Source organism: Thalassotalea marina (genome assembly GCF_014656435.1).
GTDB classification, from domain to species: Bacteria; Pseudomonadota; Gammaproteobacteria; order Enterobacterales; family Alteromonadaceae; genus Thalassotalea_C; species Thalassotalea_C marina.
Window position 1 is genome coordinate 506,763 of sequence record NZ_BNCK01000002.1, and the last position, 17,122, is coordinate 523,884.

The window sequence follows — 17,122 nt, forward strand, 5'->3', positions numbered from 1 at the left end:
TACCGTTCGAACGATCGCTTTTTGACACACCACTGTTTGATAATGTTATGTAAGGCTTGTACACCGTCAGTTAACGCCGCAGGACCAGGTTGTAAAATGTCAGTAGAGTTTATCTAATAAATATCATCAGATTGTACCGCAGGTATTTGATGCCAATTTTCCCGAGTTAACATTTTGCTTTTATCAAAACGACGGCCGCACCATGAAGCTATAATAATATCAGGCTGTTTAGCGATTACTTGACTATCACACGATAGAATTCTATTTTTCGCTAACGATTGATGTGACAGCTCGCTAAAACAATCCTCTCCACCAGCCAATTCGATTAATTCACTTACCCAAGTGATCCCCGTGATCAGCGGATCAAACCACTCTTCAAAATAGACTTTAGGCTTATACGGTAACTGACTTGCACTTTGGTGTATTTGCATAAGCTTTTCGTTGAGTTGTTCAACCAAGGTTTGTCCTTTTTCAGGTTGACCAATCAGTGCCGCTAGTGTTTTAATCATTTGTAAGGTATCGCTTAAACTGCGGTGATTAAAGCAGTGAACGTTAACACCTTGTTTGATCAAGTCACGCACGATATCTGCTTGCATATCGGAAAAGGCTAAAACTAAATCAGGCTCTAACGATAAAATTTTATCTATTCTGGCATTAATAAATGCTGAAACTTTGGTTTTTTCTCGCTTTGCACGTGCTGGGCGCATGGTATATGCCGAAATACCGACAATGCGATGTTCCTCGCCCATTAGATACAGTGCCTCAGTGGTCTCTTCAGTTAAACAAATGATACGTTCGGGCCACTTGGTTGTTAGGTTATTCATCTACTGCACCAGCTGTTAATTCTTGGTTGAAAAAGCCAAAGAAAAACGCAGGGTTACTTGGGAAATACCAATGCATATACGAGGCTAATACATTGTTATGCCAAAAAATGTCTTCACCTTTTGCCGGTCTTGCATGGTATTGACTCGCACCAACAGGCTTAAGGTTAATATTGGCTTTTGAATAATGGAAACTATGGCCTCGTACTTCGTAGTTTTCTAAAAACGTACCCGCCACTAACCCCGAGAAATCAGCACTTTGTTGGCCTACAGCTGCTAATCTGTCTTGCATGGTAGCACTGCCAGGCAGTATGCCGGTTAACTGATAGGTATTGCTGTCTTTAGTCGTTAAAGAATCAAGTAAAAATAGCATACCACCACATTCAGCTAATAAAGGTTTGCCGCTTTTGGCAAATGCTTGGACACTTTCAATAAATGAGATGTTTTCTACTAGTTTTTCTGCGTGTAATTCTGGATATCCACCCGGTATGTAAAGCGCGTCGCATTCTGGCAATCTATCACTTTGTAATGCTGAACAAAAAATAACGTTAGCACCTGCTTTTTCTAACAATTGTTGATTGGCTGCATAAAGGAAATTAAAGGCGGTATCGTTAATAATGGCAATAGTTTTACCTGTTAATGCTTGTTGGCCGGTTGATTCCTGTGTTTTAGCTGGCGGATAAAACTGAGTTAACGGTGGCAGCTGTTTAAGTTCTGTTTCTGCAATGACATCTGCCATAAGCTCTAGCTGTTGGTCGATGTGTTTTATTTCGCCTGCTTGCATTATGCCTAAATGGCGTTCTGGAATAGCTAGATCAGGGTTTCTTTTAACGTGTGACACCAGTAGATTTTTGTTCCTAACACACGACAGCAACATATCAGCATGTCTTGGACTTGCCACTTTATTTGCCACTACACCATAAAAATTGAGCTTTTCGTTATAGTGTTCAAGGCCATGGATTAGGGCACCAAAGGTTTGTGCCATGGCACTGGCATCAATAACCGCTAAAATTGGAATAGAAAAGTATTCTGCAAGCTCTGCGCTGCTCGGAGTGCCATCAAATAAGCCCATAACACTTTCGATTAATATAAGGTCAGCGTTTTTAGCAGCGTCAAATAACAGAGATTGACAACTTTCTTTACCTACCATCCAAAGATCAAGCTGGTAAACGGTATTGCCTGAGGCTTTTTTTAATATCATTGGATCAATAAAATCTGGCCCTACTTTAAATACTCTAACATCTAACCCTTGTCGACGATGATAACTGGCTAGCGCCGCAGTCACAGTTGTTTTTCCTGCACCAGAATTAGGGGCGGAAATCAATAAAGCCGGACATAGTACAGCGTTATTTTTCATTCATTTCTCCAATATTACTTTCACTATTGTGAAGGGCGTTTACATTCATAATGTTAAGAACGATGACTACACTCACAATTTAATAAGGCAATTAATGGTCTTTCCAAGAATAATTGTTTATATGTGGATCAGCTAAGTAACAATCACTTTGGTTAACAGACCATATAAAGATAAAAACTGAAATTTGAGGTGAATTAGGCCATGAACATTTTTCATCTGATATCCGCTATATATAGTATTTCACGGATGGTGATAACGATGAGTTGCCAAGCTTTATGGGGAAATGCATAACGCAAAAACTTTTGAAGTGAGTGTAATGATTTAAAAACACACGACCACTTGAATTAGTTTAACCAACGAATACTTGATGCTCAAAGTAAAGCCGCCCACCGCAGTCTTCGAGTAGCTTAGGCCGGTCTCCGGACTTCTGGTCATCGCTTGTAAACACCTTCCCATAAATTACGTTACAGTGGTCTGTTTACTGCTCACAGTTACCGTTGCGGGGGCAGTACCTGAATTTAACAGGTTTCCCGTTTACTTTGTTTATTCAAACACCTAAGCAATCAAAGCCACTCTAGGGTAAGTTTAAAAAGTTAGCAAGCCAAATCATTGAGTTTGTACAAAAACTCGATCTTTTCCCAAAAACTCTGGTGTTTGTACTGACAGCACTTTTAATGGAATATTAGAGGTAACCTGTACACTATGTATTTGTTTTTCTTCAATACGGATAAAATCTCTTGGTCTAATCATTTGCTTAGTATCATCGAGGAAAAAAATACCTTCGCCCTCCAATACAAAAATTAACTCTGTGTGATTTTCATGATAATGCGGTTTTACTTCATTTTTGATGAAGATAATAAATTCTGAGGCGTGTTTATTTGAACTAAGTGCATGCACGTGAATATTGTCATAGCTCTTAGGTGCTTTGATGGTATTTAAATTTGTGCTAGCACTTACCTTAAACGCTATAATCAATTGCAATATTAGCGATATTATTAATAGTTTTTGCATATCTGTTACTTAACATTAACTTGCTATACATAAAGTTATAACAGCTTTAAGGACTTCTTGCTCAGATTTTGCTGGCTGCTAAACAAAGGTTTTGGTTACAAGGCAAATTTTAGAAACAAAATATAGCATGCATAGTAAACATTAATGTTAAGCATTACGTATGTTGGTTAAGATCACTTAGCGATCAAGTGGTTTTATTAAGTCTTTGACATTGTTATAAACGATATCTTTATCAATTGAGGTGTTGCAAGGTTATAAACGCTTAAAATTAAGTGAAATACGAACAGTTGTTTTATGGTGATTATTGCTTTAAAACGCTTCAAGAGTTGCAAATAATCCTTAAAAGGTTGCGGCCTTTTGTTTTATTAGGGTAAGAAAGTGATTGAACATAGAAATTTAAGAAGTATTTGTCATGCTTCTATTGGTACAAATAATTTAAATCGAGCAAAAGCCTTTTATCAGCCAGTATTAATTACGCTTGATATTGAATTGGTGTGTGATTACGAACATGCGATAGCATTTGGTAAAGGTTACCCTGAATTTTGGGTGCAAAAACCATTTGATCAACAAACCGCATCTCCTGGCAACGGTGTACATTTTGGCTTTGTAGCGACGTCGATTGCTCAGGTTGATAAGTTTTTTACTACAGCTATTAGCTTAGGGGCAAAAGATAATGGTAAGCCTGGGCCACGACCAGAATATGGTGAGCCTTACTATGGTTGTTTTGTAATAGATTTAGATGGCAATAAAATTGAAGCAAGTTATTGGAATCCTGAGAAAAATTGATTGTTTTTTATCAGTTTTTTTACGGCAAGATAGTTAAACTTTTACTTTATTTTCTGGCATTTATCGTTTTATACTGAAACTGATGCTAGAACAGCATCAAGGTTAAGATTTTATTTACTAAAAAGGATGGAAAATTGGGAAGCATTTATCGGCATTGTCTTTCTTTGTTAGCCCCGATTTTCGTTTTTGTGACATTGTTAATATCTTGTGATATTTATGCACAAAAAATATTAACCACTCAAGAATTTGATCAGTTCATTGAGCAAGTTGAGTTAAAAAAAGACACGAATGTTAAGCAAGCATTTGATGAGCTCATTACTCAAGAAGCATACATTTCCGAACTACCTACTGAAAAACAACTTATTTTTTACCGCCTAAAAGCTGAGTTATATGTTGAGCAAGGTAAATATTTGCTTGGTAAAAGTCTTGCAACCAAAGCTTTAGATTTATCACGCTCATTACCTCACCCTAGTATTACTGCCAGTGAAATTTTATATGCGAGAGGTTTTTCACATGAAAGCCTAGGGGACTACGATGCTGCACGAGAAGATTACCTTAATGGTTTAGAGATTGCAGACTCACTCAACAATAAAAAAATTGTCGCTATCGGACTAATTAATTTAGGCGCGCTAGATTATTTACTTCAAAAGTTCGATCGTTCTTTGATCATGTTTAATGACGCACTAGCGATTGCCAATGAAGTAAAAGACAACGAATTACTGGGCTTTGTTTATGCCGAATTTGGTATTTTGTATAGCTTTTTGGGGCAAGATGACAAGTCGATGCTCTATTACATTAAATCTAAAGATTATTATTTAGAGGCTGGAAAGTCGTTATATGCTTTTAATACATTACGCAACCTTGCGAGTAACTATGCCGCTAAAAATAATTACGATAAAGCCATTGAGCTATTTCAAGAGATTATCGATAACAAAGAAAAAATAACAAACAACGAATTATTGGCGTTTGTATATACTGGCATGGCCTGGGCGCAAATTAAGCAAAAGGATAAAAACCCTGAAGCATCATACGAGTATATGAAAATTGCCGGTGAATATATGCAACATGCAGAGCAGGTTGATGTACCAATAAATTACGCTCTAGAAAAGGGGTATTTATTCTTAGAGTTAGAGCGTTATGACGAAGCCTTAACAAGCCTTGAAGAAGCAACTAAATTGTTCAAGTTGTACGAAAATAATGAAGAAAAAATTACAGCAACAATTTCAAAGCTCAATGTCTTATATCTAAGTGGTGAACTACATTACAAACTGGGCAACTATCAAAAAGCGTATCAATCTCAAGAAGAGATGTTTAATTTCGCTGTAACGCTACCAGAAAAAAATAACATTGAAGAAGTCGAAGAGCTTCGAATGCGTTATGAAAGTCAGCAGGCTGATATCGATAAAAAGCTACTTGATCAAGAGCAGTATGTTCAAGCAATTTCATTAGCTGAAACTCAACGCAAGCTGCAAAACAGGCAGTGGTATTTGGTGTTGTTTGCGATTGTGTCAATCGTATTAGCATGGGCACTAATAAAAGTGGTTAAAGGACAACGAAAACTAATTGATGCAAGTCGCACTGATGCCTTAACTCAAATTGCTAACCGCAGACACTTAATGAGTGTTATCGAAAAGCAGTTTGAAGAAGCCACAACAAATCAAACGACACTAAGTTTAGTCATGATTGATGTAGATGACTTTAAAACGATAAATGATAAATTTGGCCATAAAGTTGGTGATAACGTATTAATAAAAGTAGCTTCGATAGGTGCTAAATTAATGCGTTCAAGTGATACATTTGGCCGCTTTGGTGGTGAAGAATTTATTGCGGTTTTACCGCAAACCTCCGCTGAGGATGCGTTTACCGTAGCAGAGCGAATTCGAGTTAATGTTTATGAACAATATTGGGGTATTGAAGAATTAGGCGCAGTTTCGTTAAGTCTTGGTGTGGTTACCTATGAAAATGGTAATTTTGATAACTGTGAAGAGTTGTTTAAACAAGCGGATCAATTGTTATATCAAGCAAAAAGGTCTGGTAAAAATAGGGTGCATAGTGACTAATATGTTAAGGTTAAGTGGTCTATTGTTCACCATTTTGTGTCTCTTTATTGTGCCAGCTTGGGCTGAAGATCTTAAAGGTGATCCATTATCAAAAGATCAAATTTTACCAATAGACGATAGAATTAACGCGCTATTGCCGCAGAGTAAGACGGTTGACGATAATGTCAGGCAAATCTACCAACGATTAACTAAACAAAATCAAACGTTTAATGTGGCAGAAAACTATTTGATGTTAATCATTGAGGCAAATATTGCTACCGCCGATGGTGAGGTTGACGCTGCCATATCGTTATTAAAACAAGCATTAGCTTTAGATGAAAAAATGCCGTCAAAACAGGTTTATTTACCTGATTTTTCGCAAGCGCACTTATTATTATCGGCGGCTTATGCTGGACAAGAGCGATTCCAAGAGGCTTACGACGCTAAAAAAGCTTATATTGATAAGCATTATCAATATCGAGAACACTTATATCTTATCCGTTTAGCTAAGCTAAATGAAAAATATGAAACTGACTTAAAGTTTAAGCAAAATGAATTATTAGCAAAAGAGCAAGATGTTAAAGAACTAAAGCTTAAAGACGTTCGTTCTAAACAAGCAATGCAGCAAAGAAATCTAGTTGTATTAACACTTATTGCCATTATCTTTTTGGCATTGCTTTTTAGACAGCTACGTATCCGCAGCATATTAAAACATTTAGCTAAAACAGATAGCTTAACGGGGTTAGCCAATAGAAGAACTTTGTTTTCAGTTGGTGAAAGGTTGTTTACACAGGCCAAGAATAATCAACATGCTTTGGCAGTGATGCTATTAGATATTGATTACTTTAAGTTGATCAATGACGAGTATGGACATGATGTTGGCGATAAAGTCATTATGGCTGTTGTTGAGCTTGGGCGAGAAACGCTCAGAGCAAAAGACACCTTTGCTCGTATAGGTGGCGAAGAGTTTGTTGTCTTATTACCTTACACTCAGTTAAAGGAAGCTAAAGCCATCGCAGAGCGATTTCGTGAAAAAGTGCAACAATTTGAATTAGAACAAGTTGCCCCTCAAATGGCAGAGCGAAATGTGACAATCAGTATAGGTGTGGCAGAGCTAACGGATAAAATTAATGATTTTGATGACTTGTTACATCAAGCTGATGAAGCGATGTACCAAGCTAAAGAAAATGGCCGTAACCAAGTTTGTATTTAAGGTAAACAAGTTATTTTTGAGTTATCCCTTTTGGGTTAATAAAGCATTACAGGTTGCACCAATCACATTTAATCGCTCCGTCAAACAAACTAAACACGGCTGACTATGTTGTGATGTTTTATACAACTAGTTTTGGCAATTGAGCTGTTAACAACACATAAGCTTTAATTTTTGAAATGACTGAAATAACAGCATTGAATTTTAGCTTTTGCCGAAACAAATCAAAAAAGTGCCATAGATACTACTTTTTACCTATAAACAGTTTTCTCTATTTGCTAAATCCGCTAAGCTAGGCAAGTGGAGTATTGTGTGGGTATTTATACCTGCAGTTTATGAAAATTCAAGGAGCAGCTTAAGTGTTTAAGTACTTTTATCTGCGACGCCTTGGGTAAACTCTTACCAAGAAAAATAATAAAAATAAAAGCCAACTTGGCCTCTTTTTTATTTATACATGTTTAAACATTTCAGCTGATTTTGGGAATATTTCATGTCAGATGCGCTCGACTATAGTCTTGATGGAGTAGAACAACGTCCATTAAGGCAGTTTACTGAAGAAGCCTACTTAAATTACTCAATGTATGTGATCATGGATCGTGCATTGCCTCATATTGGTGACGGACTAAAACCTGTACAAAGGCGAATTGTTTATGCCATGTCAGAGCTTGGCTTGTCAGCCTTGGCTAAGTACAAAAAGTCTGCGCGTACCGTTGGTGATGTATTAGGTAAATTTCATCCTCACGGTGATTCTGCCTGTTACGAAGCTATGGTGCTAATGGCTCAGCCTTTTTCCTATCGTTACCCTCTGGTAGACGGCCAAGGGAACTGGGGGGCACCTGATGATCCTAAATCATTTGCTGCGATGCGTTATACCGAAGCGAGATTATCTAGGTTCAGTGAAGTATTGTTATCAGAGTTAGGACAAGGCACAGTTGATTGGGTGCCAAATTTTGATGGCACCATGAAAGAGCCAAAGACATTACCGGCACGTTTACCACATATTTTATTAAACGGTATTACGGGTATCGCTGTTGGTATGGCAACTGACATTCCTCCGCATAATGTGCGTGAAGTGGCCAATGCATGTGTCCAGTTAATTGATTCACCCAAAAGTGAGCTGGTTGATTTACTTGAACATGTTCAGGGGCCTGATTTCCCTACCGATGCTGAAATAATTACACCTAAAGCTGAAATTGAAAAAATTTATAGCTCTGGGCGTGGCAGCATTAAAATGCGTGCAGTCTATGAAATGGAGCACGGTGAAATTGTTATTACTTCGCTTCCTCACCAAGCTTCTGGCGCTAAAATTTTAGAACAAATAGCTGCTCAAATGACCGCGAAAAAACTCCCTATGGTAGTTGACCTGCGTGATGAGTCAGATCATGAAAACCCGATCCGTTTGGTGGTAGTTCCACGTTCTAATCGAGTTGACGTTGAACAGCTGATGCAGCATTTATTTGCCACAACAGATCTAGAGAAAAACTATCGTGTTAACCTTAACATGATAGGGCTAGACAATAAGCCCGCCGTTAAAAACCTAAAAGATATTTTATCTGAATGGATTGAGTTTCGCCGTGAAACGGTGCGTAAGCGACTGCAATACCGACTCGACAAGGTACTTGCGCGTTTACATATTTTAGAAGGTTTGTTAATTGCCTATCTAAATATTGATGAAGTTATTGAAATTATTCGTACTTTTGATGATCCAAAAGCTGAATTGATATCTCGTTTTGGTTTGTCAGAGCGACAAGCTGAAGCCATTCTTGAAATTAAACTACGTCAATTAGCTAAGCTTGAAGAAATTAAAATTAGAGCTGAGCAAGAAGAACTTAACAAAGAACGTGATTACTTAGAAAAAACTTTAAACTCTAAAGCGCGTATGAATACCTTAATGAAAAAGGAAATACTAGAAGCTGCGGAGAAATATGGTGATGAACGTCGTTCAACAATCATTGAACGAAATGAAGCTAAAGCACTATCAGAAAAAGATTTAGTGCCAAGTGAGCCGGTTACTGTTGTTGTTTCTGAAAAAGGTTGGGCACGTTGTGCAAAAGGTCATGATATTGAACCTGAATCAATGAGTTACAAAGCTGGCGACGTGTATATGTGCTCAGCCAGAGGGCGCAGTAATCGTCCTGTGGTATTTATTGATTCAACTGGTCGTGCCTATGCAACCGATGCACATTCTTTGCCAACAGCACGAAGTCAAGGTGAGCCACTTACTGGGCGTTTTAGTTTGCCTAGTGGCGAAAATTTTGAACATGTTGTAATGGCAGGTGATGAAACCAAGTACTTGTTAAGTAGTGATGCTGGATATGGTTTTATTGGGTCGTTTGCCGATATGGTCAGCCGTAATAAAAATGGCAAGGCATTATTGAGCTTGCCGGCTAACGCTAAAGTATTAACGCCACAAGCGGTGAGAAACTTTGAATCTGACATGGTGTTATCGATAACAACAGAAGGGCGAATGTTAGTCTTTCCTGTGGCTGATTTACCCGTATTGAGCAAAGGCAAAGGCAACAAAATTATTAATATAGCGTCGGCAAGAGCTAAAGCTCGTGAAGAGTATGTCACCTTGATTCAAGTCATAAATCAAGATGACTCAGTTACGCTGCACGCTGGTAAGCGCAAATTAACCTTAAAAGCGAATGATATTGCGCATTATCGAGGGGAGCGTGGTCGTCGAGGTAATAAGTTACCACGAGGTCTGCAACGTGTAGATCGCATTGAGATTGAAACAACACAGGCTCCAGAAGTGTTGGACGTTGATGCGGAAACTGTTAACGACTCGGTGATTGAAGATTAACTCTATAAGTTAGAATGGATAAAAAAGGAGCTGTAATTGCTCCTTTTTTATTTAGTTATTGCCTGATATTCAAGCTGGAAACTGCGCACTAATTGACAAAGGGTTGTAATGCGCTCATTGGTTAGTTGGCGATAGTCAAAGTAGGGGCAAACAATAAGGTGTTTCTCTTTGTCTATTGCAAAATGAGGGTTTATCCAATGGCAGTTAGCAGCAATTCCTAAGCGCTCTGCATAACCTTTTCCCGCAACGATATGAATATTGTTAGTGTGACTCAGTCGCCGTGTAAAGCGCTCTTGTGGTAGTGACATCAATAAGTTGTGATTAGCATGTTGATGCAATAAAGCGGCCTCTCGAAAGTCTTGCCAAGATTTGAAAGAATCCAATAGATTTGGACATAACTCGAATAAAAACTTTGCATAAACATTAAATACTTTACGCCAACCATTTCCCGCCAGTTGATTAATATTGACGATATCTTGATAGGTTAATGGTTGAATATGGTTTAGTTGCTGATATTGTTCTATGGGCGGTGTGTTTTCTATATACACGGTCAACTGCGCGTTTTCTGCGCCCAAGCCTCGATATTTCACTATTTTCCTTATTGTTCCAATTGGTATTTTAAGCAATAAAAAACCCAGTATGAAACTGGGTTTTTAACGGTGTTGTTTTAAAAAAATTTAAAACTCTTCCAACATATACGCCAAAGAGTCATCGTATTCTTTGAGCTCTTTTTCGAGTTGGAATTTCTCTTTCAGTTGTTCAATTTCTCGCCACTTTCGCTTTTTGCTGTTAGTTGACGCCTTGGGTTGAGTGTTAAGTGAGTCCAATAGTTGTTCTACGTTATTCATGGAGCGCTCCTTTTTTCGACAACTGCACCTTTTTAATATCACACAATGTCGAATAAATGAAACACTTTTTGTTCACTATTTAACAAACAAGTGAATACTAAGTGAATTTATTTTGAACACACTTTACACAAAATTAACTGACAAATTAAAACAACGCTGACAACTGCTGCTCTAGCTTTTCTTGGTCAATAGCAAAGTTTCTAATACCTTCTGCTAATTTTTCTGTCGCCATGGCATCTTGATTTAGTGACCATCTAAATGCTGCTTCTGTTAACTTAGTATCAGGGGTGCTAGATTCAACGTCTGATGTAAGTTTTTGTACAACAGCTTCTTGTGAATTTGCCAACTCTTCTAATAGCTGTGGGCTAATGGTTAAGCGATCACAGCCAGCTAGTTCTAAAATTTCACCATTATTTCTAAAGCTTGCGCCCATCACTACAGTGTTGTAACCATTAGCTTTGTAGTAATTATAAATTTTAGTCACTGAAATTACGCCAGGATCTTCCTCTGGTGCATATTCCGCCTTACCGGTATCTTTTTTATACCAATCTAGAATACGTCCAACAAATGGTGAAATTAGGAATACGCCAGCCTCAGCACAAGCCTGTGCTTGGGCAAAGTTAAATAACAGAGTTAAGTTGCAGTTAATACCTTCTTTTTCAAGTTGCTCTGCGGCTTTGATACCTTCCCATGTAGAAGCTAGCTTAATTAAAATACGGTCATTTGAAATGCCAGCATCGTTATACATTTTGATTAATTTGTGTGCCTTGTCGATTGAAGCTTGCGTGTCGAAGGATAAGCGTGCGTCAACTTCAGTAGAAATTCGACCTGGGATGATTTTTAAAATTTCTAATCCAATCAATACTGCTAGCTTGTCACTTGCATCAATAATTTGCTGTGATTTGTCGTCTGATTGTTCTTTTGCCCATGCAACAGCTTGTGATAACAAATCCTGATAAGCGTTTAATGAGGCAGCTTTTAAAAGTAGTGAAGGGTTAGTTGTTGCATCTTGAGGTTGAAACTTTGCAATCGCTTCAATATCACCGGTATCGGCAACAACGGTTGTCATTTGTTTTAGCTGTTCTAATTGATTTGCCATGTGTAACGCCTTTTTAATGTCCTTGGAACACAATACATGCATTGAGTTTAACAAATATGACAAGGGACTTGCCTAAGAATGACTCAATTGATGTGGAGATTCGAGTTTGAACTCTAATATTTACTAATTTTATACAAATGATCAAGCGTCTTCTTAGCACAAAACATTTTATTCATAGGTTGCTGTGATATAGTAAACGCCATTCAAATACCAATATGTAGAAAAAGTCAAAGGTGCTAAATGCTTTTTGTCGTATCACCCGCTAAAAATTTAGATTATGAATCTCCACTTGCCACTGAAAAATTTACGCAACCTGAGATGTTATCTCATGCAGAAGAGCTAATAGAGCGCTGCCGTAAGTTGTCACCTGCAGATATTTCATCCTTGATGGGCGTTAGTGACAAAATTGCGGGTTTAAATGCTGCAAGATTTGGCGAATGGCATCAACCTTTCTCTCCTGACAACGCGCGTCCTGCGGTGTTAGCTTTTAATGGTGACGTATACACAGGACTTGATGCAAGCAGTTTAGATGATGCTGGTTTTGATTATGCTCAAAACCATATGCGCATATTGTCAGGTCTTTATGGACTGTTAAAACCATTAGATTTAATGCAAGCGTATCGCTTAGAAATGGGCACAAAGTTAGATAACACCCGTGGCAGCAATTTATACCAGTTTTGGGGCGATTTAATTACCGACAAACTTAATGAAGCTATTGCGGCACAAGGTGATGACGTATTAATAAACTTGGCTTCAAATGAATATTTTAAGTCTGTAAAGAAGAAACAACTTAAGGCGACGGTGATCACTCCTGCGTTTAAAGATTGGAAAAATGACCAATATAAAATGATCAGCTTCTTTGCTAAAAAGGCACGTGGCTTAATGGCACGTTATATCATTGATAAAAAACCAAGTTCTGTAGAAGCGTTAAAAGACTTTGATTACGGTGGCTATCAATATAATGAGTCGTTATCAAAAGGCAATGACTGGGTTTTTACACGTAAGCAAGATTAAAAAACGCCGCTAAGAACAAGTATTGGCTACCACTAAATGGTCAAAAAAAGGTGGTCGCCAATTGATTAAAACGTATAACTCATTCCCATATATGCGTACCTTCCGTTAAAGCCAAAAGGCGCCGAGCGTCTTGAATATTTAAATACCCCAGGGCTTGATACTATTACTTCACCATCTTGATCAACTATGGTGCCGCCATGTGAATTTCCAACTTGGTTACGATCAGGGTTTACGTTAAAGACGTTATTACTGCCAATATAAGCAGTTAGCTGTTTGTTAAACGTATAGTTTAATCTTAAGTCCGTTAATATTTCAGGTGAAAAAGTTTGTTGCTGGCCATCTGTTATGGTGTATTGACCAAAATGATTGAGCGCAAAATTAAAAGACCATGGTCCGATATCGTATTGGCTGGTCACACTTATTCTGCTTTCAGGCTGCCATTCTTCTATTATTGATATATCTTGTTTAGCGAAAATTTGCTCTACAGTCAGTGGTGAAAGTGCTTCTGATTGCGGAGCTATTAAACGTTTTACCTCAGTGTCGGTATAATTTGCCGCAAAGGTTACAGACAATTGTCCGCCACGTAGAGGGTGTTGCCACTGGCTGATTAAATCAATCCCTTGGGTAATGGTATCTGCACCATTTAAGAAAAACTGTGCTTTTTCAATGTTTTCCTGTGCTAGTGCCAAAGATAACTGCACGGAATCGTCAGCACAAAGTTTATTGCTAATGACAATGCGGTCATCTATTTCGATACGGTATAAGTCGATGGTTAGTGATAAGTTTTCAGCTAAAGATAACGAGGCTCCCAACGAAAAATTTAATGACTTTTCTTCAGTCAATGGGTTGATACCGATGTTTTTTGCCAATTGACTATCGTTTCGAAACGTACCTACATGTTCTGCAATCAATTCATTATCATTATTGACAATAAACTGACTACTGATGTTATTAAAATAAAGTTGCGGCATTGCAGGTGCCCTAAAGCCTGTGCTCACGGAACTTCGAATATTAATTTTGTCAGTTGCTTGCCAAAGCGCAGCCAGTTTTAAATTTGATGTATTCCCAAAATCACTATAACTGTCAAAGCGAATAGCTGAACTAAAATGAAGCTGTTGCGTTACATCTGTGTTTAAATCGGCATAAACAGATAACACATCGCGTCGCTGATTTACTTGTTGATTGGGGGAAATGCCAGGAAACCCTTGAACGCCACCAATCGTATTCCCACTTAAATCGCCAATGTTTGTTTTAAAGTCATAATAACTATATCTCTCACCTGGGCTTATTTGATAAGTATCTTGTCTAAGTTCTACCCCCGCACTAATATGAGCCCAATTAGCATAATGCATCAAATCTAGATTGATTGTTTGCAATGATAAAGACAGATCATAAGCTTTAACTGACGCGGGTGTGTTTAGTCGAATACTCTCTGGTGTTTTTGCCAGAATTTTGTCTTGGTAGACGGCATAAGAAGGGTTAAACGAATTCTTTGCATGGTAATCAATAGTGTTTTTACCAAAGCTATATGAAAGATCAATATTGGTATTAGTGGCAAGGTGCTTTTTGAGCCCTAGGGTGTAAGATACATCCGAGATGTCTGATTGAATCAGAGGTAAATAACCGGTTAACGATAGACGCTGACCATCAGACAACATTGGATTGGATTCTTCATTATTATAATGTCTAAAAAATGCTGCCGACTCGTTTTTCCTGTTAGAGTACATAGCGAAACTATAAAGCTTGTTTTTACCCATCGGAATAGCAGCATTATACGAACTGATGAATTGGTTGAATTCAGGGTTCCCTATTTGAAATACATCTCTTTGAGCTAAATGCTCTTTTGTAGTAGTTGACAACCAGTGACCATTTTTCAGCTTTTTACAGTTTTCAAATTGGCAACTTGCTTGAAGTCCTGCTCTATTGGTTTTTTCTTGTGTTTGATAAGACAGCGCGAGATTAAAAAAACCTCCATTAAACAATGGAAAGCTTAATTCGCCATGCACGCCACGCTTTTCTCCATCACTTTGACTAAATTCACCGTAATCTATAGCTAACTTGTTAGGAGTTACACCAGCTTTTAAAACGATATTAATTACACCAGCAATGGCATCTGAGCCAAAACGTGCGGCGGCGCCATCTCTTAATATTTCTATTTTATCAATGGCGTTGATGCTAATGGCATTAAAATCAACGCCAGCAGTACCACGCCCAACTGATGTATTGATATGGACAAGGCTGGCTTGATGTCGCCTTTTACCATTTATTAGCACTAAGATTTGATCCGGACCTAATCCTCTTAATGTCGCGGGTTTTAATACATCGGTACCATCACTAATGGCTGAGCTTGGATAATTGAACGATGGGGCAAGCATTTGAAGCATTCTGCCAAGGTCTTTTTGGCCGGTAGCTTGTAATTGTTCACTGGTGATAATGTCTATTGGAACCGAAAAATCTACGGCACTACGTGTTCGGTAGGGTTGGCCAAAAACTGAAATTTTTTCCATAGACATGGAGGCTGCTTCAAGCGTGTCAGAAATTAACTCTTTATCTGAGTTCGGATCATGTTTTAATGGCAGGGCATCTCTACTGGTAAGTGCAACGACTATTGCACCATTGGCTTGTGTTGTTGCCACTAACCCCGTTTTTCTTAGCAGTATATGTAGCGCCTGTTCATCACTGTAGTAACCTTGAAGACTATTAGTTTGTTTGCCTTTTGCCAATGCATGTGAATATATGATTGTCTTTTTGCTTTGTTGTCCAAACAACTGAAGTGCCGTGTCAGCAGACTGCTGTGGGATGTCAAATTGTATCAGCTTTTCTGCTACCGCATCACTGCATAACCAGAACAAGAAAGCTGTGCTAACAAAAAAAATATTTTTGCATTTACGCCAAAGCGGGCGTGATAAAACCATAGTTTTTAGCAGTTCCAATGGATAAAACCATTTGTTTTTTACCAAGTTATCAGCATGATGGCAACTTTAAGTGAAATTTATATTTTAGGGGTTTTATGTGTTTTACTTAATTGAATCGACTTGGTGTTGTTAACTTTTGCGTCAACATTAAAGTTTGCTTGTAATGAAGTAAGTAAGCCTGAAATGTCATTAGCTTGGTACACGCCAGATATCCGAATATTTGCGATATCGTGGTCAATAATTTCAAATTGTATATCTGTGTAACGGCTAACTTCACGTAACACTTGTTCAATCGTTTCGCCGTTAAAAATTAGCATCTGCTGTCGCCAAGCTAACTCTCGTTCCATTTGTTCGTTCGACAGTCGAGTCGTGCGTGTTCTAATGGCGTTCTCGATAATCGCTTGTTCGCCGTCAGTAATAATATCGGCTGAATCAAATTTTTCTTTTTCCAAAGCCATCTTTAAAGCTAACTGAGGAAGGCTTAATTCGCTGTTTGTGATCAATACTTGGCCTTCAATCACAAAAAGCTCCATGTCTTTATTGTTATTTTTATTTACGGTAAAGGTCGTGCCTAATGCGGTAAATGATTTATTACCAGTTACCACAGTAAAGGGGCGATTGGGGTTTTTGGCTACTTTAAATTGTGCTTCGCCGTAAAGTAACTTTATAAGGCGTTGCTTGTCGGTAAAAGATACTTCAATTTGGCTATTGGTATTTAACATAACATCGCTACCATCAGGTAGAGCAAACACCCGATTTTCACCGATTTGAGTGGCAAATATTCTTGAAGGCTTTTCTTGAGCGCTAATACTAAATAACCAAGTGCTATAAATGGTTGCAATAAGAGCTAATAATACAGCACAGGTATATAAAATGATTCTTGGTGACCAAAAGCTTCTATTTTTCTGTAGCGGAAAAACACCATTTAATTCTTCCAATTGTGCGATGTTATCGAAAAAAGTTGCTACTTTATAAATGGCTTCGTGATGTTTTGGATCTTGATTAATCCAAGCGATGAGTAGAGGTTTTTCTTCAGATGTTAACCCACGGTTTAAACGACTGATCCAGTCACTGGCTTGAAGTCGAATACGATCGTTTAGTGTGGGATGCGGCATTGTGTGGATCAGTCCTTAATCACAGTATGTTTAGCGCGTAATCTTATGCTTTTTTAGTCGTTAATTCAGCAGAAAATGTAGTATACAATTTCATCAGGCGG

At 38.1% G+C, this 17,122-nt stretch carries 13 protein-coding genes and 1 riboswitch; of the genes, 5 read left to right on the forward strand and 8 right to left on the reverse strand.

What is annotated here, in order from left to right:
• Positions 1-113 precede the first annotated feature (113 nt).
• The 3 genes from IE199_RS05560 to IE199_RS05570 form a co-directional block, all read right to left on the reverse strand.
• Positions 114-824, reverse strand: a complete 711-nt coding sequence (locus IE199_RS05560) for a cobalamin-binding protein (RefSeq protein ID WP_229854547.1) — start codon at positions 822-824, stop codon at positions 114-116.
• Positions 817-2,178 (reverse strand): cobyrinic acid a,c-diamide synthase CobB, encoded by a 1,362-nt coding sequence (locus IE199_RS05565; protein ID WP_189768103.1) that lies wholly within the window; start codon positions 2,176-2,178, stop codon positions 817-819. Before IE199_RS05565 ends, IE199_RS05560 begins: the two co-directional genes overlap by 8 nt.
• Positions 2,179-2,571: 393 nt before the next feature.
• Positions 2,572-2,752: riboswitch (cobalamin riboswitch) on the reverse strand.
• Between the two features lie 32 nt (positions 2,753-2,784).
• Positions 2,785-3,189: a cupin domain-containing protein gene (locus tag IE199_RS05570; protein WP_189768105.1), complete on the reverse strand. Its 405-nt coding sequence runs from the start codon at positions 3,187-3,189 to the stop codon at positions 2,785-2,787.
• Between the two features lie 378 nt (positions 3,190-3,567).
• Here IE199_RS05570 and IE199_RS05575 point away from each other — a divergent pair, with 378 nt between their 5' ends.
• The 4 genes from IE199_RS05575 to parC all read left to right on the forward strand — a co-directional run bounded on the left by IE199_RS05575 (position 3,568) and on the right by parC (position 10,030).
• Positions 3,568-3,975, forward strand: a complete 408-nt coding sequence (locus tag IE199_RS05575) for a VOC family protein (RefSeq protein ID WP_229854549.1) — start codon at positions 3,568-3,570, stop codon at positions 3,973-3,975.
• Between the two features lie 188 nt (positions 3,976-4,163).
• Positions 4,164-6,035 carry a diguanylate cyclase gene (locus tag IE199_RS05580; protein ID WP_189768113.1) on the forward strand — a complete coding sequence of 624 codons (1,872 nt, stop codon included), beginning with the start codon at positions 4,164-4,166 and terminating at the stop codon, positions 6,033-6,035.
• 1 nt (position 6,036) lies between these two features.
• Positions 6,037-7,227 (forward strand): GGDEF domain-containing protein, encoded by a 1,191-nt coding sequence (locus tag IE199_RS05585; protein WP_229854568.1) that lies wholly within the window; start codon positions 6,037-6,039, stop codon positions 7,225-7,227.
• Positions 7,228-7,714: 487 nt separating this feature from the next.
• A complete protein-coding gene (gene parC, locus IE199_RS05590; protein ID WP_189768117.1) occupies positions 7,715-10,030 on the forward strand; it encodes a DNA topoisomerase IV subunit A in 2,316 nt (771 codons plus the stop codon).
• 47 nt (positions 10,031-10,077) lie between these two features.
• Here parC and IE199_RS05595 read toward each other — a convergent pair whose 3' ends face one another.
• The 3 genes from IE199_RS05595 to tal form a co-directional block, all read right to left on the reverse strand.
• Positions 10,078-10,620, reverse strand: a complete 543-nt coding sequence (locus IE199_RS05595; protein ID WP_229854551.1) for a DUF6942 family protein — start codon at positions 10,618-10,620, stop codon at positions 10,078-10,080.
• A gap of 87 nt (positions 10,621-10,707) precedes the next feature.
• The gene (locus IE199_RS05600; RefSeq protein ID WP_189768119.1) at positions 10,708-10,878 is read right to left on the reverse strand and encodes a DUF3545 family protein; all 171 of its coding nucleotides are present in this window, start codon (positions 10,876-10,878) and stop codon (positions 10,708-10,710) included.
• Positions 10,879-11,023: 145 nt separating this feature from the next.
• The gene (tal, locus tag IE199_RS05605) at positions 11,024-11,977 is read right to left on the reverse strand and encodes a transaldolase (protein ID WP_189768121.1); all 954 of its coding nucleotides are present in this window, start codon (positions 11,975-11,977) and stop codon (positions 11,024-11,026) included.
• A gap of 240 nt (positions 11,978-12,217) precedes the next feature.
• Here tal and yaaA point away from each other — a divergent pair, with 240 nt between their 5' ends.
• Entirely contained in the window at positions 12,218-12,991 is a 774-nt protein-coding gene (gene yaaA, locus IE199_RS05610) for a peroxide stress protein YaaA (protein ID WP_189768123.1), read from the forward strand.
• A 65-nt stretch (positions 12,992-13,056) separates the two neighbouring features.
• On the opposite strand, the gene IE199_RS05615 is transcribed toward yaaA, so the two are convergent.
• Positions 13,057-15,843, reverse strand: coding sequence for a TonB-dependent receptor (locus IE199_RS05615; protein ID WP_229854552.1), 2,787 nt, complete (start codon positions 15,841-15,843; stop codon positions 13,057-13,059).
• Between the two features lie 140 nt (positions 15,844-15,983).
• Positions 15,984-17,021: a FecR family protein gene (locus tag IE199_RS05620; RefSeq protein WP_189768127.1), complete on the reverse strand. Its 1,038-nt coding sequence runs from the start codon at positions 17,019-17,021 to the stop codon at positions 15,984-15,986.
• Between the last annotated feature and the right edge of the window lie 101 nt (positions 17,022-17,122).